General features: G+C 45.2%; 16 protein-coding genes. 6 read left to right on the top strand and 10 right to left on the bottom strand.

What is annotated here, in order from left to right:
• Nucleotides 1-5 precede the first annotated feature (5 nt).
• The 3 genes from FIV04_RS17800 to FIV04_RS17790 form a co-directional block, all read right to left on the bottom strand.
• Complete coding sequence (locus tag FIV04_RS17800) at nucleotides 6-503, bottom strand: hypothetical protein (RefSeq protein ID WP_152469956.1); 498 nt, start codon at nucleotides 501-503, stop codon at nucleotides 6-8.
• 79 nt (nucleotides 504-582) lie between these two features.
• On the bottom strand, nucleotides 583-1047 hold the full coding sequence (locus tag FIV04_RS17795; protein ID WP_152469955.1) for an ASCH domain-containing protein: 465 nt from the start codon (nucleotides 1045-1047) through the stop codon (nucleotides 583-585).
• Between the two features lie 93 nt (nucleotides 1048-1140).
• Complete coding sequence (locus tag FIV04_RS17790) at nucleotides 1141-1674, bottom strand: dihydrofolate reductase family protein (protein WP_152469954.1); 534 nt, start codon at nucleotides 1672-1674, stop codon at nucleotides 1141-1143.
• A 93-nt stretch (nucleotides 1675-1767) separates the two neighbouring features.
• Between FIV04_RS17790 and FIV04_RS17785 the strand changes: the two genes are divergently transcribed.
• Nucleotides 1768-2331: a TetR/AcrR family transcriptional regulator gene (locus tag FIV04_RS17785; protein ID WP_152469953.1), complete on the top strand. Its 564-nt coding sequence runs from the start codon at nucleotides 1768-1770 to the stop codon at nucleotides 2329-2331.
• On the opposite strand, the gene FIV04_RS17780 is transcribed toward FIV04_RS17785, so the two are convergent.
• A complete protein-coding gene (locus FIV04_RS17780) occupies nucleotides 2324-3232 on the bottom strand; it encodes an AraC family transcriptional regulator (protein WP_152469952.1) in 909 nt (302 codons plus the stop codon). The genes FIV04_RS17785 and FIV04_RS17780 overlap by 8 nt on opposite strands.
• A 183-nt stretch (nucleotides 3233-3415) precedes the next feature.
• On the opposite strand from FIV04_RS17780, the gene FIV04_RS17775 reads away from it, so the two are divergent.
• Nucleotides 3416-3934 carry a lactoylglutathione lyase family protein gene (locus tag FIV04_RS17775; protein WP_150869877.1) on the top strand — a complete coding sequence of 173 codons (519 nt, stop codon included), beginning with the start codon at nucleotides 3416-3418 and terminating at the stop codon, nucleotides 3932-3934.
• A gap of 173 nt (nucleotides 3935-4107) precedes the next feature.
• Here FIV04_RS17775 and FIV04_RS17770 read toward each other — a convergent pair whose 3' ends face one another.
• Nucleotides 4108-5073: an aldo/keto reductase gene (locus FIV04_RS17770; protein WP_152469951.1), complete on the bottom strand. Its 966-nt coding sequence runs from the start codon at nucleotides 5071-5073 to the stop codon at nucleotides 4108-4110.
• Nucleotides 5074-5517: 444 nt separating this feature from the next.
• Between FIV04_RS17770 and FIV04_RS17765 the strand changes: the two genes are divergently transcribed.
• A complete protein-coding gene (locus tag FIV04_RS17765) occupies nucleotides 5518-7101 on the top strand; it encodes an ATP-binding cassette domain-containing protein (RefSeq protein ID WP_152469950.1) in 1584 nt (527 codons plus the stop codon).
• 177 nt (nucleotides 7102-7278) lie between these two features.
• Nucleotides 7279-8811, top strand: coding sequence for a phospholipase D family protein (locus FIV04_RS17760; RefSeq protein ID WP_152469949.1), 1533 nt, complete (start codon nucleotides 7279-7281; stop codon nucleotides 8809-8811).
• Nucleotides 8812-8888: 77 nt separating this feature from the next.
• Here FIV04_RS17760 and FIV04_RS17755 read toward each other — a convergent pair whose 3' ends face one another.
• The 5 genes from FIV04_RS17755 to FIV04_RS17735 all read right to left on the bottom strand — a co-directional run bounded on the left by FIV04_RS17755 (nucleotide 8889) and on the right by FIV04_RS17735 (nucleotide 16232).
• Nucleotides 8889-11045 (bottom strand): TonB-dependent receptor, encoded by a 2157-nt coding sequence (locus FIV04_RS17755; RefSeq protein WP_152469948.1) that lies wholly within the window; start codon nucleotides 11043-11045, stop codon nucleotides 8889-8891.
• A 330-nt stretch (nucleotides 11046-11375) separates the two neighbouring features.
• Complete coding sequence (locus FIV04_RS17750; RefSeq protein WP_152469947.1) at nucleotides 11376-12332, bottom strand: GntR family transcriptional regulator; 957 nt, start codon at nucleotides 12330-12332, stop codon at nucleotides 11376-11378.
• 211 nt (nucleotides 12333-12543) lie between these two features.
• On the bottom strand, nucleotides 12544-14541 hold the full coding sequence (gene fhuB, locus FIV04_RS17745; RefSeq protein WP_152469946.1) for a Fe(3+)-hydroxamate ABC transporter permease FhuB: 1998 nt from the start codon (nucleotides 14539-14541) through the stop codon (nucleotides 12544-12546).
• Nucleotides 14538-15449 (bottom strand): iron-siderophore ABC transporter substrate-binding protein, encoded by a 912-nt coding sequence (locus FIV04_RS17740; protein ID WP_253895521.1) that lies wholly within the window; start codon nucleotides 15447-15449, stop codon nucleotides 14538-14540. Before FIV04_RS17740 ends, fhuB begins: the two co-directional genes overlap by 4 nt.
• A 15-nt stretch (nucleotides 15450-15464) precedes the next feature.
• The gene (locus tag FIV04_RS17735) at nucleotides 15465-16232 is read right to left on the bottom strand and encodes an ABC transporter ATP-binding protein (RefSeq protein WP_032550602.1); all 768 of its coding nucleotides are present in this window, start codon (nucleotides 16230-16232) and stop codon (nucleotides 15465-15467) included.
• Nucleotides 16233-16383: 151 nt separating this feature from the next.
• Here FIV04_RS17735 and FIV04_RS17730 point away from each other — a divergent pair, with 151 nt between their 5' ends.
• Together FIV04_RS17730 and FIV04_RS17725 are read left to right on the top strand one after the other, a co-directional pair.
• Nucleotides 16384-17607, top strand: a complete 1224-nt coding sequence (locus FIV04_RS17730) for an MFS transporter (protein ID WP_152469945.1) — start codon at nucleotides 16384-16386, stop codon at nucleotides 17605-17607.
• 143 nt (nucleotides 17608-17750) lie between these two features.
• On the top strand, nucleotides 17751-18734 hold the full coding sequence (locus tag FIV04_RS17725) for an HAD family phosphatase (protein ID WP_152469944.1): 984 nt from the start codon (nucleotides 17751-17753) through the stop codon (nucleotides 18732-18734).
• The last annotated feature ends 52 nt before the right edge of the window (nucleotides 18735-18786 follow it).

Here is an 18786-nt window from a genome sequence, read left to right as displayed (position 1 = left end):
TTGGGTTAAAACCCACCGGCCCATGCGTCGAAATCATCGATATTCTGCAGCTCTTCTCTGCTTCTTGGCGCAGGGTAATAAGGCAGTGCCAACCTAACTTCTGATGGTTGTAACTCCCAATCTGGAGTCATCTTTAAGCGTTTCAACTCACCCTCTAGCCTAACGAACATATAGTAGCCATCGACGTGTGTGTTGGCGTAGCTGGCAATGGTGGCAACCTCTCCACTTGGTAGTTTCACATCACGACCAAGAGGATAGAGCTGATGCAGTGCGAAGCTGACTTTTGGGTCTTGCAACTTGCCTTGCTTGAAGCGTTCTAAACCAATGGCTGTCGATGTTGTACGCGGTTTCCACCCTGTGAGAAACAGTCCGCTTAACGTATCTTTGAATGGCTTACCCTTACGAATGCCTTCATTGCTAATGAACTGAACGAGCAGTGAATCTCCCGATTCTTCTATGATTTCAAGAAATTGTTCACCAGTGCGGTCGACGAGGAGCTTCATAAGGAACAGTACCGTTTGAGAAATGTAGCTCAAATGGTACTGACAAAATGATTGACTTAACAGGGTGTCGTGTTGTTATTTATTGATGTACCACATGGAAACGTTCAAGAACCAGCATCATATCCTCACGCGGCTCAATACTGAGTTCAGCGCACTCTTTGGAAAAGAAATTCCAATGTGCCTCTTTCCACCACTCCAATGACAAATCGCCTTCACCTTCTGCTTTGGCAAACTCTTCGGTTACCTCGTTGTATGGGCACTGAGTGACGGTATCTATTTCTATAATGCACACCGGATTGCCATGCCAATCGACAACCACTTGTAAGTGGCCAACGGTAGGCATCGGCTCTTCGCCAGACTCGTACCAGTAAGCCATGCTGCAGGTCGCGGTTTTCTTACCTTGCTTGATAAGCTCAGCACACAAATTGGCATTGTATTCGTCGCCGCAAAAGTAGTCAGAGCTGAAAGAGTGATACTTATTCCGTGTTTGTTCTGGAAGTGAGCTGAGGAAATTGTCTAAGTAGCGTTGCGATCTATCGTCCATGAGAGCCTAACTGATTGAAAAATTGGGTTTGTAATAACTCACTCAAGAATATCACAACTCGGTTAGGCTCAGATGAACTTCTAACGTTGAGGCTTAGCGTTTTCTAATGAAATGACTTTGAACAATCTGACCCAAGTAAGTCTCACTCTGTTTCAGCTCAAAATTGAGAGGGGACTCGAGCTCTCCAAACAACGGAGAACCGCCGCCAAGTAAGATAGGAATTGTGGTGATGATCATCTCATCAATAAGATCTTCTTTTAAGAAGTTCTGAATCGTTACGCCGCCATCGATGTAAAGATCCTTTAATCCTTTCTCATTGAGATCACTAATGATGCTGCTGAGCTCTCCTTGAACCAAGAATACCTTGCCTTCCAGCTCTTCAGGCACTTTCGTTAGTGTATTGCTAAGCACATATACCGGCTTGGTATAAGGCCAGTCGATACCAAAACTCAGAACAATGTCCATTGTATTGCGGCCCATAACCAGCGCATCAACACGTTCCATCAGAGCGTTATAGCCTAAGTCATTGTTGTCTGGATTAGGCACTGAATGCAGCCAATCAATACCACCTTCTTTGTCTGCGATGTACCCATCAAGGCTGGTTGCAATAAATACAATATTCGACATCTTTTACTCCAAATCTAGGCCAGAGCTTGGCTTCTTGTTAAAGATAAATTAAAATATTCTACAGTGTAGAATTAAAGTTTATGGAGAGATCCCATGAGTGTCAAGGATCAAAAACGTGGTCGTCCTAAGGTGGGGGATCGCCAACTCAGTGCTGAAGGCATTCTATCGGTCGCAAAAGTCATGATGCGAGAAGACGGGAAGATCCCAAGTATTCGTGCACTGGCGAAGCAACTTGGCGTTGATGCGATGGCTATCTATTACTACTTTAAAAACAAGAATGAGTTGCTTGAAGCGATAACTGTCTCGCTGATGCAGGATATTGTTGAACCAAGTGAACAGCTTGATTGGAAAGAGAATATCTACCGACTGAGTGTCAGCTATTTAACGATTCTGAATGATCATCCAGGGTTACTAGAGACGCTGTTAACGATGAAGTCATTAGGTCCAGTAGAAGTGTTTAGCCAACGATTTGAAGCGTCTGTTGAGCCTCTTAACTTATCAGAGGCGCAGACCAATACAGCGCGAGATTTACTGGTCGACTATCTTCACGGGTACGCACTGGCGCTTAACTGTAATCCAGATAGAACAGAGCTAACCGCCGAGATGATAGAGAAACCAATGGGGCTGTATTACCTAGCTTTAACGGCGCTTAGTTAACGGAATTTGACTTCACAAACTGACCAGGGGTCATGCCATATTGGCTCTTGAACACACGTGTGAAGTGGGATTGGTCATTAAAGCCAAGCTGGTGGCTGATTTCGGCGATGTTGGGATTGTCTGCGCTGAGTTTGGCTTTGGCTTGTTCCAAACGTTTGTGCATTAAGTATTGGTAAGGCGTTTCACCAACCAATTTTTTAAACTCGCGTAGGAAATAGAACTTACTGCAGTGCAGTAACTCTGAAAGGTCATCCACTGAGATCGTCGAACCGATATTCTCAGCGATGTAGTGATCGATTTTATCGAGTTGCCCTTGATCGAACTTAGATGCGCTCTGTTGAAGGTTCTGTAAGTCTTGGTAGTTAGAGTAGTTCTGGATGTAGTGGTTTGATAGCAGTGCCAACAGCCCTTGCACATATGCCTGCCCGTTACGTCCCTTGTTCATTACTTCTAAAATAAACAGATCGATAATGCCCTTAATGGTTGGATCGGAAATGTTGTAGTTGTTCAAAAACTGCAGCTTCATTTTTCCGACATTAAGTGGGCAACTTTCCAGAAAACGCTTCTCTTCTATTGCCAGAATAATAAAGTGGCAAGGCTCCGAAATATCATGAGTGAATGGCGTCTTAGGTGGGTTGATCCAAATATCATCAGCGACGGCTTTGATGGATGTTAAGTTTTCACCATCGCCGACCTTCCAGCTCAGCTCTTTGTCGAGCGCCAATGCGAAATAGAAATAAGGGGTTGAGACGTTATTTGGGTAGAAGTGAGGAGAGCGCCCCTTTTCCAGCACAATCCCATCCCAACTAAGGGCGTGATTTGAAAACTCGATATCTAAAACATCACCACAATCGGAGAGTTGGCCGGTTTCATGTTGAATGAATTGGAGTTGAGATTTCATATTTCACACTTGGTAACTTGGGTATTTGTCTCATTAAAAACCATCACGGTTGTTCTCGCAATATCCTCGCTTCAATTGATCGTTATTGAAGAGATGACCGATCTTCCGATTTGCTTTCATCGTAACTAGTTATTCTTGCCTATAATTTTAGGCTCATGAACTGTTGCATATGGAGAGTAACTGATGATCACACCACCGAATACTAACCACACTTATCCACGCTCGTTCAGTCATATTGGTATTTCGGTCCCTGATTTAGAGGCGGCCGTTAAGTTTTATACCGAGGTGTTAGGCTGGTACCTAATAATGAAACCCACAGAGATTCTGGAAGATAATTCAGCCATAGGGGAAATGTGTACCGACGTTTTTGGCGCTGGGTGGGAAAGATTCCGAATCGCCCATTTATCTACGGGAGATCGTATTGGCGTTGAGATTTTCGAGTTCAAGAACCAAGAGAACCCTGAAGATAATTTTGAGTATTGGAAAACCGGTATATTCCATTTCTGTGTTCAAGACCCAGATGTGGAGGGGTTGGCGGAGCGTATTGTCGCGGCTGGTGGTAAAAAACGTATGAAGGAACCGCGCTACTATTACCCAGGCGAAAAGCCTTATCGAATGATCTACATGGAAGACCCGTTTGGCAACATTTTGGAAATCTACAGCCACAGCTATGAATTACATTACTCGGCTGGCGCTTATTGATAGTAGCTGTCTGTAAGCATTGAAATGTTATTAAAAAGCGCCCGATTGCTTGTTTGCAGCCGGGCGCTTTGTTTTATGTGAGAACTAATTTGTTTTTTGAACCAAAATGCGTTGAAAACCAATGTACGTTGAGAACCAATGTGCTTTGGAGAAATTAGTCTCTGATTAAATTCTTAAACTAGAGTCGCGCCTTTAAAAGCACCAATTGGGGCGATTTGGTCTAGTTTGTCTAAGGTCTCTTGGCTTAGAGTCACTGACAAGGCGTCTAGGTTTTCGTCCACTCTTGACGTTTTACGGCTACCAGGAATCGGAATGATGTTGTCACCCTGCGCGACCAACCATGCAAGTGCAAGTTGTGCTGGTGTTACCTGATACTCTGCCGCGATGGCTTTAATCTCTTCCAAGCGCTGTAGGTTGCTCGTGAAGTTGTCACCCTGCATTTTTGGGTTGTTGTTTCTGAAATCACCCTCTTCCAAGTCTTTAACTTGGCCAGTAAGGAAACCTGCACCTAATGGAGACCAGCACACGAGCGCTGCACCAATCTGATTAATGGCTGGCAGAATATCTGTCTCTGCTTCGCGGCGGAACAGTGAGTACTCATACTGTACCGCTGCAATCGGGTGGATTTCATTTGCTTCTAATACTTGCTCTGCAGTGACATTAGAAAGACCGATCGCTTTTACTTTGCCTGCTTTTACTGCATCGGCCATCGCACTGACAGTTTCTGCTAGAGGGACATTCGGATCTAAGTAGTGTGCATAAAGCAGGTCGATTTGCTCAACGCCCAAGCGTTCTAGGCTGTTATCAATTGCGCGAGCGACGTACTCTTTGGTGCCATTAATGGTCAATGGGAAACCCCAACCTGTGTCTAGCTGGCTACCTGTTTGGTCTTCTTCAAATACGATGCCGAATTTGGTCGCAATAAAAGGTGTGGTTTCTGTTTGCGCAATAGCTTGCTTGATGAGGTCTTCATTGTGACCGGCACCATACGCATCGGCCGTATCGATCATCATGCCTTGCTCAATCGCATGTACTAGAGTGTTTACCGCAGACGTGTCGTCACTCTGGCCGTAGTAACCTTCCAATCCCATTGCGCCGTAACCGATTTGTTTGATGTTTTGAAATAGCTCTTTAGACATGGTCTCTCTCCAGTACTTGTATTTGATAATCGGCGTGGTGTTCGCCTGACTTGGTAACAAGATTAGCAGTGGTCACGTTAAGAGGATTGAAAGATCTTGCTCGCGGTTTGGTAGTTTATTGCTCATTCCGTTTTTAGTGAAAGTAAGCCCAGTGTCATTTCTAAAGTAAAAGCCTTGATTTTAGTCTTTTAAGTGGTCAAAATTCACCCATCATTTATCGAGGAGTTTACGCCAATATGAATCACTAAACCTGTCATCCACTTATTACATTTTTATTGGATTTACAGGGTTAGTAGGCGTAGCCCACTGTCGTCATATCTATCAAACCGTTATATAACTCACGATCGTTTTTAAACGATGGCTTTGCTTAGAGTTACTGTATGTATCGGTTCACAATCGTAAAGTGTTGCTGCGGCTGATGTCCCTGTTTACAGGAGGCAATACATGCCATATTTACAAGCAAATAATATCAGCCATCAATTTAGCAATGGCGACGCCATATTCGAAAATCTCTCATGTGTTATGACCGACTCTCGCGTTGGCCTTATCGGGTCAAATGGTGCGGGTAAGTCGTTGCTGGCATCTATGCTATTGAAACTGACAGCGCCTTATGAAGGCACAGTGTCAGAGCCTAAGAGCTTCGTCTTTTATCAACAACAAACCAATCAGCGTTTTAATGATGACGAAACTATCGCCGAGTTCTTAGGCGTATCTAAGGTCCTAGATGCATTAAAGAAAGTTGAATCTGGAGATTGTGATCCACGCTGGTTTGAAGTGGTTGGTGACAATTGGAATTTCGAGCAGCATTTGAAGGACGATTTGTTGCGTTTGGGTTTACCTCCACAACCGGGTTTTCTATGCGAACAGCTGAGTGGCGGTCAACGAGCAAAACTGCTGTTGTGGCAAGCGTTCGGTAGTGAGTGTGAGCTCTTAGTACTAGACGAACCTTCAAACCACTTAGATTACGAATCAAAGCAATGGCTTATAGATGCAATGCAGCGCTTTAGTGGAGGGATCTTGCTGATCAGCCACGATCGCGAGTTGTTGAGAAACATGAATGAGATCTGGGAGTTATCAACCTTAGGCTTGCGAGCTTTTGGCGGTAACTATGACGATTACGCAGCCCAAAACGAAGCAGAGCAAAAGGCGTTAGAGCGACAACTCAATCACAACCTCAAACAGCAGAAGCGGCTAGAAAAACAAGCGCAGCGCAATCGTCAGAAAGCGGAACAGAGAGCAGCTCAGGGTGCTAAACAACGAAAAAGTGGCAGCCAGCCTAAAATCTTGATGGATGCCAAGAAAGGCAAAGCGACCGCGAATATGTCGAATCGCCAAAAAAACGAGAACTTGCGACGCACGCATCTAGAAGGTAAAGCCCAACACTTAGAGGCGAGATACGCGCGAAGCCAATCTCAATCTCTGTATTTGGGGCAGAGTGATGTACGAAGCAAAAAGGTGTTGTCTGTGGTTAATGGCCAGTTGCCGTTTTCTGAGCATGAGCCGATCACCTTTCAGTTGTACTCTAACAGTAAGCTCTATCTCGAAGGGAAAAATGGCATCGGAAAATCGACCTTGTTGAACGTACTACGTGGAAAACAGTCTCTAGTCGATGGTGAGTTACAAGTTAGCGCCCCGGTGTGCTATCTCGACCAGCATTTCGGCGCAATTAATCTCGCTCTTTCAATGCTTGATAACCTGATGCAAGCGTGTCCTAACCTAAGTGTGAGTGAGGCTCGTACTTTGCTCGCTGGTATTGGCTTTCGCCGTGACAGTGTTAATCGAATTGCCCGAGTTCTTAGCGGTGGAGAAAAGATGAAGTTGGCGATGCTTATGGTGAGTCATCAGCCCAATCAACCTATCTTGCTGCTCGATGAACCGGATAATCATCTAGACATAGAATCGAAGATCATACTGGCTAAAGCACTCGCGCAGTATCAAGGAGGCTATATTCTGGTTAGTCATGACCAAGACTTTGTTCACGAATCAGGTGTTGAGCAAAGCCTAAGGTTGAGTGCGCTGCAGCCGTAACAAGGCTTCACAAGTACGGTGAAACGGTGGGAGCCGAGATATTGGCTCCCATTTATTACGCAATCAGTGGGGGAAAGTCCAAAGTTTGGTATATATTTCATTAATAAGGACTTATAAACTTGCTCTCCCCTGAACCGTCAGGGCTTGCAGATCAATCTCGACTAAGGAATGGAATTAATGCTTGCGCTTAAACGCATCAGTGTCTCTTTGTTACTCATCGCTACATTAGGTGGCTGTTCTTCATTACCAGAACAGGTCAATCATGCTCAAGAATCTGTTGTAGCACCGAAACAAGGTGTTCTTTGGAATGTGAGTCAGCAACATCCCGCTCAACCTGATGAGGTGGGCGACAGCGCAGTACTGGTTCAAGAGGCAGGCTGGGATGCGCTGTCTCAACGTTTGGCATTAGTTGAAGCCGCACAATACAGCATTGATATTCAATACTACATTTGGAATTCGGATGCCACGGGTGGCTATTTGGCTAGTCGACTACTTGTAGCTGCCGATCGCGGGGTAAAGGTTCGCGTTATGTTAGATGACATCAACTTGAACGAAAGGGAGCCATTATTGAATGCGTTGGATGCGCATCCGAATGTTGAGATCCGCATTTTTAACCCTACCCCTAGTCGTAGTGGTTTCTCTAAATGGTTCAGCTTCTTGTCAGATTTCTCTCGTCTAAATCGACGTATGCACAATAAATCCTTCACTGTAGACGGTGTGTTCTCGGTTGTCGGCGGACGCAATATTGGCGATGAGTATTTCGATTACTCTGACGAGATTAACTTCCGAGATCGCGATGTACTGGTCAAAGGTGATGTGGTTGGTGAAATCCAATCGAGTTTTGTTGAGTATTGGAATAGCGAATGGTCTTACCCAGTGTCTTTGCTCAGTGAGGATAAAGCGCCAGACCTATCATTATTAGAGGGACTTAGCACGCCAAGCTACGTCAACTATCCATCGTTACCGGAAGGAAAAGAGCAAGCGAAAGTGTTTCTTGACCAACTAATGGATGAGATGGTTTGGGTCGACGCGCACTTTGTTTATGACCGACCAATTCCGGTTGACTCAGGTGAAACCGACCAACCTAAAGAGACTGCGGTGATGCTAGGCGAGTTGGCAGAACAGTCAAAACAAGAGATCTTATTGGAGTCGGCCTACTTGGTGTTTGATGATGGACAGCTTACCGAGTGGCAATCTCTCAATGATAAAGGTGTTGAGATTAAAGCGTTGACCAACTCTATGGCGTCTAATGATCTAGTAACCAACCATTCGGCTTATGCAGGTCGTCGACAAGAGATGTTAGAGCACGGCATTGATCTGTTTGAGTTGAAACCGGATTCAAAGTTATGTGAAGCTTCAACGAAAGATGCAGAAAAGTGTGCCCCTTATGTTGCTTATGGTCTGCATGCGAAATCCGTGGTGTTTGATGAACGAATTGCCAGTATCGGTTCGTTTAACTTCAACCTTCGTTCAACGTATTTGAATACAGAGTCTATCTTGCTGATCGATAGCCCTAAAGTGGCAGGTGAATTGGCTTCGACGATCAGTGAAGCGATGGACATTAATAATAGTTGGCGCCTTGATCTAGAAGATGGCGATGTGCGTTGGTATTCCAGTGACCAAAGCTGGAGCTCTGAGCCAGAAACGGGCCAATGGGAGCGCGCTCAATCGGGATTCCTACAGTTGTTACCGATAGAAAAGTATCTATAGAACGGTCAGGCTGGATACGTTGAAATAACCACTAAATAAAGGCTCCTAATTAGGAGCCTTTGTCGTCTATGCGTGCCTTAGAACTTAACTTGGTAGTTCAAAGTGTAAGTACGGCCACGGCCACGATAGTCATAAGCGGCTGATTCGTAGTGTGTCGCGTAAAGAATCTGTGCACGTTGACCCCAAATAGTGGTGTAGTCTTTGTTAAGTAAGTTTTGGATACCAAAACCTAGGCTACCGACTGGTAGTTGGTAAGTACCAACAAGGTCGAAGACGGTGTAACCATTGAGCTTGTTGTCGCTGTCATCTTCGTAGTCAAACATGGTTTGGCTCTGAACCTTCAGAGATAGGTCAGCTTCGTACCAGCCTGCCCAAGCGTTCGCTTTTGATGTGCTCGCTTCACCTGCTGATTGATCTTCCCAACCATCATCGCCTTTCACTTCTGAAACAACGTAGTGGCCCGATGCACCTAGCTGAACGTTTTCATGTACCCAGTAAGACGCAAGCGCCTCTAGACCATAAACACGTTTCTTGTCGTCGATCTCTTCGATCAGCAGCGTGTTTTTGTTGTACTTAACATTCTTGTCAGACTGAGAGTAGTAAGCCGCAGATTGTAGGCTTAAATCACCTGTGTCTAAACGGTAGCCAAGTTCAAAGCTGTTGGTCTTGATGCCAGACATCTTAGAGTCATTCACATTGATGCTGTCATTAAGTGTCCAGTGATCGCCCACTAAGGTGTAGTTGCCTTGACCGTAGTATTTTGCAGGATCGGCTAAATCGAAACCTTGTGAGAAGTTGGCCCAAACTTGTGAATCACTGTTTAGGTGATAAACCGTACCTAAGTTGAATAGACCAACACCGTAATCCGTTTCACCGCCAGGAACGGCATCTGCGCTGGTTCCGTTACCTGCTGCGATTTGCTTTTGCTGTTGGTAGCCAACGAAGTCGTCAATGGTGTTTTTCATGTATTGGTAACGGAAACCACCCTCTACAGACCAGTCATTCGTGACATCGAAACCAGCTTGAACAAAGCCTGCGATAGAGGCGACTTCAACACCTGGATAGCGTCCGACTTCAGCGAAAGTCTTGTTGATCAGGTTACCCGAGTTGTTAGCAATCGTCGGATCGTAAAGTGCTTGGTTGCTTTCAAGCGTATCTTGGTAAGCGTCTACACCATAAACAACGTTGAAGCGGTTGAAGTCTTTCGCAAGTGCTGCCTTTAGCGAGATCACATCGGTGATTTGCTGACCAGAAGATTGGAAGTAAGGCGTATAAGTTTGGTCTTCTTTACGATATGACGCTTCAGCAATCAGCTGGTGGCCGAGGAACTGTTCATCAATATATGACGCGCTGAGCATGATACGCTCAGTGCCATGTTCTCTATCCGAATCAAAGCCTTTACGAACATCCACGAAGTCACGGCCAACAATGTACAAACCGTATGGAGAGTCTTGTTGGCTATCGTAGTACTGCGCCAGGAAGTTGAGTTTTTTGGTCTCAGAGACATTGACGCCAACGGTCGTTAGGAAGTCGACAGTTTTATTGAATTGCAGAGAGCCTTGAGAAATGTCTGGTGTAACGATATCGCCATTCGCGTCAAAGAAGCCCTGAGTTTCTGTGTAGATAACTGACGAGCGTGCTTGAACGGTTTCATTGCCGCCCGAGATCGATTGTCCAACTTTGTAGTCGAAATCTTCACCTGAGTTGAAGCCTGATGTACCGCCAACAAAAGATTCAAATTCAAGCTCTTCGCCATCTGCTTTTTTGGTGATGATATTAATCACACCGCCGGAAGCACCAGCACCGTAGATTGACGTTGCGCCCGAAAGGACTTCAATTCGTTCAATGTTAAATGGGTCGATAGAGTCTAGGTGGCGGCTGATTTGACGTGAAGATTGCAGCGATACGCCATCAATCATCACCAGCATTTTTCTGCCGCGCAAGTTTTGACCGTAGTTAGTACGGGCACCGCTGCTCACATCCAATGATGGGATAGCGCTTGCTAGGATTTCTCCTAAAGACTTACCACCACGGTATTCTTGTTCAATCTGCTGTGGTTCGATGTACCAAACAGTACCTGGAATATCACTAATGGCTTTTGGGGTACGACTAGATACCACAACCATTTTTTCGTCGGTCGAGTAATCTTGAGCTTGGGCTGTGAATACGGAACTTACCGCCGCTACTGCTAGAGCGACTGTGGAAAGTTTGAAACTTCCTTTTTCGGTTTTCATTTTATTCTCTGCAATTATCAATGAAAGGCTGCACACATTTCTTTGGCGTGATGACTTTATTTTTATTGTTTTTATTGAGAATCAAGCGGTTGAACCTAGACCAAGCGCATGCTTGTTTTTGCATTTGATTCTAAATAAGAATCATTATTATTGTGTTTTTGTTGCGAAAAAACAATATGTAAATGCGATTTATTTTCAAATGCAACAATAGGCGAGCAGATGATAGTTGGTTTTTTTAGTTTAAATTTTGGTTAAGTTTTTGATTTAATTGTTTTTTTGATTTTTTGTGGCGGGTGACTAGGGCGGCGCAGTGAGAAGCCGCCCTGTTATTCAGTTGTTTTTTAGAGAAATACTATTGATGATTTGCTCTCGTTGTTCTTGAGATACATTCATCACATCTTGGTAAGTACGCTTCATCACGCGTACATCATTCTCAAGTAGCTGAGCGAGTTTCTCTGAAGCTGCTTGGTTGTTCCCATCTAAAACGAGTTCCATGATATCTAGACGTCGTTGGCATGAACGGCTGACTGAAGATTGGATGTGCATAGAGACCAAATCGGTCGCTTTACGCAGTCGATTTTGTTGTTGCATCATACCGAGTAAGAAGCGGTTACCGGAGCTTGCTGCAAGAACTTCGTGGAAGTCTGCACTCAAGGTGAAAAGTTGGCTAGCGGTGATTGATTCAGGACTCTTGATAGCTTGAACATGGCGTTCGCGACACTTTTCCAGTGCGTCGCGTTTTAGTTTCCACGTTGCTTCAAGCAGACCAGCAGGTTCAAAAATCAAACGGCATCGGTAACTTTCGGTGTGTCTTTCAAGGGAGTTGAGTACACCATCCAGTTGCCACTTGTAGCCTGGGCTGCGTCGGAATATTGCATCGTTTTCCAATAATCTGAGTACTGACTGCACCTCACCACGATTGGCATCATAGCGTTGCTGGAGTTCATTTTCCGAAAATGAATCGCTGATCTCGCCGAAAAAGATGTCCATAAGTAATCTTAGATAGAGCTGCTCTTGACGGGCTTGCTCTTGATTGTTTTGCTCGCCAGTTTCAATATCACATGCATCGATCTGCAACACAAACCCCTTGTATGGAACAGATTTAGCGACACCTTGATCGGACAAATGTTTGAGCACTGCTCGCATAGGAGTTCGAGAGACTTCAAACTGCTGAGCAAGAGAGGATTCATTCAAACTACTTCCCGCCACGGCGTTCTCCTCTTTGAGCCGCGTAACTATTTTGAAGAGTAAATCCCGTTGAAGGCGTGTGATTGCTGATGTGTCCATATCGTCCAAAACTGTTCAGGGTAGTGTGAAACCTAAGGTCGGTTGTTGCGCCTAAGGCAGGTGGTTGCGCTCATGGTAAACATAAACACGAGCGAATACCATAAATTGTGTTTCTGTTGCAGAAATACAAAACGTTGTGTCGAGGGGAAAAAAGCCCAGTGATTTATTGGTCACTGGGCTTACTCTTTGAATATCGGTTCACGAAATCTCGTTAGCGTCTCATCAGGTAGAGGAAGTAACCTCCACCAATCAAAGAGGCAAGTAGACCCGCCGGGAACTGCCATGGGAACCATAGTGTTCGACCAATCCAATCAGCGCAAACCATGATAACGGCACCGAGTACGGCAGCGGTAAGCATTTGAGGCATGGCTCGATATTGGTGAAGTGAGCGGGCCATATGAGGAGCCAATAGACCGATGAAACTCAGTGGACCGATTACAATCGTGCATAACGTGGTAAGTGCCGCCACGAGCAGCAACAAAGCTAAGCGTACTAGAGTCGTGTTCATACCCAAGCTAGTTGTGGTGACTTCGCCTAGGTTGATGAGCTCTATCCAGCGATGCAGCGACAGTGACAATGAACCGATCACCAAAACGCCGACGGCAAGCAAAATGACATCACTCCATGCGACAAGGTAGGTGGAGCCAGATAACCAAGTCAGTAGTGCGGTGGCGTTCTCATTGCCAGAGCTCATAGCGATTCTGAGCAGCGCATCCAATCCAGCACTTAATGCAATACCTGTCAGCAAGGTTTGGGTCGGCGCAAAGTTGTGTTTACGCCCCATCAGCCAGACCACACCAGTCACCGATGCTGCGCCTAATGTTCCCAATAACATCTGCTGTTCACGCTCGATCGCACCACCCATTAAGGTACCGAGTACCAGTGCCAAAGCGGCACCCGAACTGATACCGAGAACTTCTGGGCTAGCCATTGGGTTGCTTGATATACGCTGAATGATAGTGCCAGCAAAGGCCAATCCAATACCGGCAAACAGTGCAACAAGTACCCTTGGTAAACGAAGTTCGAGCAGAGATGGACTTGACTCTAGGCTCCAACCCAGTTGGTTTCGCCCGAGTGTTATTGAAACCGTACATACAACGACGAGTACCAACAGCATGGCAACCAGCACCTTGCCAGTGGCAACATGTTTGAAATGTTCAATGTGTTCACCGCGAGTTTTTAGTTCGGAGTTCAATTTAGTGCGTTGTAGCAGCCATAGTAGGAAAGGTGCGCCAATCAGAGCAGTCATGGCTCCAGTTGGCAGAAGTTCACCACCTACGCCAGAAAAGGGTTGGATCATTAGATCGACGGTTAGCAAGATAGCCGAGCCAATGAAGCCACTGGTTATGATCTGTTTGGCAAGTGCTCGCACGCCGAGCATACGTGCAATGGCAGGTGCAACAATTCCGACAAAACCAATAATTCCCACTTCGCTTACGACTGCAGCTGTGATGAAAATTGCCAGTGACAAGCAAAGAAGTTTAACTTGTTTGATGTTAACGCCCAGGGATGTCGCGACATTATCGCCAAACTGAAGTGAGGCTAGGGGGCGTTGTAGCATCAGCAGCAGTAAAGTAGGGAGGCAGATCAAAGGCAACAAAATTTGGGTACTGGTCCAATCGTTTTGGTTGAGTACGCCTGCTCCCCAGACAAACAAACTAGTGAGTTTTTGCTCATGCAGCATGAGTAGCATGGTATTCAAGGAACCCAAAAACAGGCTAACAACCATACCTGAAAGCACCATGTGCAGTGGTGAGTAGCCACGGGTTGAGCTCAACAAGAATACCAAGCCGGTAGCCAAACATCCGCCGATGAAGGCTGGTATGAAGCTTGGGAAATTGAGGCCTGCTGGCAAAAAAAGAATTCCCAGCACCATGCCTAACTCTGCGCCCGCTGCTACACCTAGTGTTGTCGGTGAAGCAATCGGGTTTCGAAGTACAAACTGCATCACACATCCCGCGACAGCAAGAGCAAATCCGCAAAGTAGGGCGACGGTGATTCTGGGTAGGTAGGTTAAATGAGTAATGATGTGTTGGTAGTTGGTGGCGTCATACTCAAACAAGGTGTCCCAAATGAGCCTAATCCCTTGAGAATATGGGGCGGTTATCTGAAGCAGTGAACCGATCACCAAAACAGCAGTGACGAGTAGCCCTGCTGTTTTGATTCCAAATACACCAAATTTTGGCGGTGAAGCGTGAACTGAGATCATGGTTGCTGATTTAAAGGTTTGTTGGTCAATTGCTCGGTGATGTGATCGCTAAATCTTTGTGCTGCGATCAGTCCACCAAATGTCCAGATAGCTGGAAGTTCAAAAACCGAATCATTGCGAGTGAAAGCCATCGCTTGCCATAGTGGAGAACTTGTCAGTTTCTTGCGCTCGTTGTCGGTAAGCGGGCCGAAAATCATAACATTAGCTTTTTGGTGCTCGGCGAGTTTCTCAATTCCAGCGGTGCTGAACCCCCAAAGGTTGGTTTGCTCACTCCAATCGTTTTTTAGTGCCATAGCTTGGATTGTGTCTTGAGCCAATGAACCTTCACTATGGATTCGCAGTGTCTTGTCATTGATAAAACGTGTGAAAAGAAGTGGTTGAACAGCGTTACCTGCCGCGCGTATTTGCTCACCGTTTGCTGAAAGGCGTTGCTCAGTTTGGGCAATCACCTGCTTTGCTTGAGCTTCACGTTCAAACAGTTGACCTAATGAGCGTGTTACCGATTTTGCCGATTCTAAGGGCTGTTTCTTCTCACTGTAGATACTGTAAACCAATACCGGTGCGATTTTGTTAAGCGGTTCATAGGCTGCGGCCATGTGCTTGCTGATCAAAATGACATCAGGTTGAAGTTTGGTGAGTAGCTCAAGGTTCGGCTCTCTGCGAGAACCTACATCGACAGCCTGCTTGTTAAGTTGCGGTTGAACAACCCATTGTTTGTAGCCCTCTGCATCAGCAATACCTTCGAGATCGACACCTAAACTCAGAACGGTTTCAGATAGAGCCCAATCCAGTGCGACTATTTTTGTTGGTGTGGTTTCGAAGCTAGTGGTGCCCATCTCATGAATCACGTCTAAGGCATGAGCATTGAGACTGAAAGTGCATACAAGCAGAGTAAAGAATTTTTTCACAACACGTTCCTTTTCTTATGGGATGTAACTGATCGGTTGACCTGTTATTGGATGACTGAAAAGTGCGAGCTCCATACCATAGATCTTGGTGAGCGTTTCTGGGGTCATCATCTCTTGAGGGGTACCTGACGCTATGACCTGACCAGAGTGCAATGCAATCAGATGGTCACTAAACTTAGCGGCCATGTTTACGTCGTGCAGTACCATGATTACGGTCAGACCTAATGACTGATTAAGCTCGCGAATCAATGCTAAGAGCTCGTGCTGGTGAGCAACATCGAGCGCTGATGTGGGTTCATCAAGCAAGATGCATTGGCTTTGTTGGGCTAATAACATCGCGACCCAAGCACGCTGCCTCTCGCCTCCCGATAGTGTGGCGACGAATCGTTGAGAAAATTCGCTTAATCCTACTTTCTCAATCGCTTCATCGACGATTGCGTAGTCATCTTTGCTGTAACGCCCGAATGCGCCTTTCCATGGATAACGACCAAAGCAAACTAACTCGCGTACAGTTACACCATCGGTGATCGGTGGGTGCTGAGGTAGGTAAGCGACTTGGTGCGCAAACTCAAGGTGACTAAACGACGAGAGTGGTTTTTGATTAAAGGAAACTTGCCCTTGAGTAGGACTATTTTGACGGCTTAATAACTTAATTAAAGTCGACTTTCCGCACCCATTATGGCCGAGTAATGTCGTGACTTTTTTAGGCTCAAAATTCAGGCTCGTAGGAGAGAGAATTGTCTTACCGTCGATTTCAAATGATGCATTGGTAAGCTGATACATAATGAAATATGAAGTTGAGTTATAGGTAAAGAGCCGTTAATGTTAGCACAATGAAATTAAAATGATAATTATTCACATAATCAATAATAACAAATTCTGATCTGGCGTTTTTCATTTCGAGTTTATTTACTCTTATTTACGCCCTTAAATTATGCTAGCAATAAATAATAAAAAGTTTCACTTAATGTCGATTGGCCTTATTTCCGCCCTGATGGGAATTGGGCAAAATGGGTTACTTGTATCACTGCCATTTTTGGTAGAGCAGTCGGCCTTTGACCTGCCTACCTGGTCTGCTCTGATTGCTGTGGGCAGTTTACTCTTTCTCCCATCAGCCCCGTTTTGGGGACGATATAGCGATAAACATGGCCCAAATCGAGTGGTTATCCAAGCACTAGCGGGAATGACCATTAGTTTTCTGTTGCTTGCCGTGTTCTCTATGATAAGTCTATCGGGGGATATTAATGTAACGTTATGTTTTTTAGGGCTAATTATCGCAAGGGTTATTTATGGATGTACCGTGTCTGGAATGGTACCTGCGAGCCAGCATTGGGCAATAATATTGTGCGGAGAACAACATAGATTAAAGGCGATAACAGCGGTCAGCATTGGATTAAGTAGTGGACGATTATTGGGTCCAATTGTTTCTATTTTTGCACTAAAGTTGAATCCTTTTGCACCGTTATTTTTGATGGTTCTGTTGCCATTTATCGCCCTTATTTTTGCGTTAATTCTGCCTATTCCAAAGGTCGAGTCCTCTATCTCCAATAATATAAAACGCGAATCTTGGTTACCTAATAAAAGCTTATCACCGTACCTTATTACTGGGCTGCTACTTTGTGCATCGGTTGCGTTATTGCAATATAGTTTATCGCCTTTGATCTATTCATTTACTGAATGGCCCTCAGAGAAGCTAAGCGACGCGATCGGTATTTTATTGAGCATCAGTGCTTCAATGACACTGTTTTCCCAAGTGTGGATTGTGAAAAAAGAGAAGGTGACGCCTCGAATGATGTACTGGGTTGGCTCAATCGCCTTCCTAGTCGGGATGTCGTTGTTCACCATTCCTCATTTGTTGGCCTTTGGGTTGGCGATGGCTGTGACCTCAGTTGGCGCCGCATTACTGGTGCCTGCTTATACGGCGTCAGCAACAGATAAGTGGAGCAGCTCGCCGGGGACGGTGGCTGGTTATATCTCCATGTCTCACACCATAGGTTATGGAGTGGCGGCGATGTTGGCATTCAGCGTTGTGATTGATCCACTGTACCCGATTTATCTTTGTATTGCTTTTTCAGGGGTGATCGTCACTTTGGCATTGTGGACAAGAGGTGAGAGTAAGAAAAAAGCCGCAGAAACGGATGTTTCGAGACAAGCTTGATAAGAGATATTTGACTATTTTGAAGCATAATCCTTGGCACATAAAGAGTGGTTATAGTCGTCATAAGTGGAAAATTAGAGTAGACCAACTAGGCTAAATGAAAACGCTAACCCTTTCATTTTATAAATAACATGGTCGTTGCTATGAAGAAACTAACTCTCTTGTCGGTTGCTATTTTTTCCACTCTCTCTTTTTCATCTTTTGCCAAAGATTGTGATTCATCACTGTTGCCTTCTTGGAAGGACAGCCTCAGTAAATCCGCCATCGTTAAATTTGTTGAGCAAACGAATGACAAGCAGGCCGATACCTATGTACCAGTAGAAGATCGTATCGCTGTTTTCGATAACGATGGCACTCTTTGGTCTGAAAAACCGTATTACTTTCAACTAGCATTCGCACTGGATCGAGTTAAAGAGATGGCATCTGAGCATCCAGAGTGGAAAACAGAAGAGCCATTTAAATCTGTGCTCTCCGATGACATAAAAAGCGTTCTGTCGAGCGGAGAAGAGGGGTTACTCAAACTTATTCTAGCGACGCATTCTGGAATGACGGTGGAGCAGTACCAGAAAGATGTCGACCAGTGGTTGGCCGTCGCCAAAGATGAGCGTTTCGACAAAGCTTATACCGAGCTTACCTATCAGCCAATGAAAGAGATGCTGACTTACCTGCAAGATAACAATTTTAAAACCTACATTGTGTCTGGTGGCGGTGTCGATTTTATGCGAGTTTGGGCTCCAGAAGCTTACAATATACCAACGGAACAGATCATCGGTAGCGCACTCAAATATAACTACAGTTACAACGATGGAAAGCCAACGGTTGTAAAAGACTCTTCTATCTTAACTATTGATGATAAAGCAGGAAAAGTCTCGAACATTCAGCATATTATTGGCAAAAAGCCGATTCTAGCCGTCGGGAATTCAGATGGCGATCAAGCGATGATGCAGTGGGCGACTAGCCAACCAAATTCAATGGCTATGATTGTTCACCACACCGATGCGGAACGTGAGTGGCAGTACGATCGCGAGTCTCATGTTGGCAAGTTAGACAAAGCACTTGATGAGGCGAATCAACGTGACGAATGGGTACTAATCGATATGAAATCGGATTGGTGTCAGGTGTACTAATGGTGTTATTGAAATGGGGTAGCATGGCTGTCCCATTTTTATCATAAATGTT

The sequence above is a fragment of the Vibrio sp. THAF190c genome, assembly GCF_009363355.1.
Taxonomy (GTDB): Bacteria; Pseudomonadota; Gammaproteobacteria; order Enterobacterales; family Vibrionaceae; genus Vibrio; species Vibrio fortis_A.
This window is presented reverse-complemented; position numbering and strand designations above follow the sequence as displayed.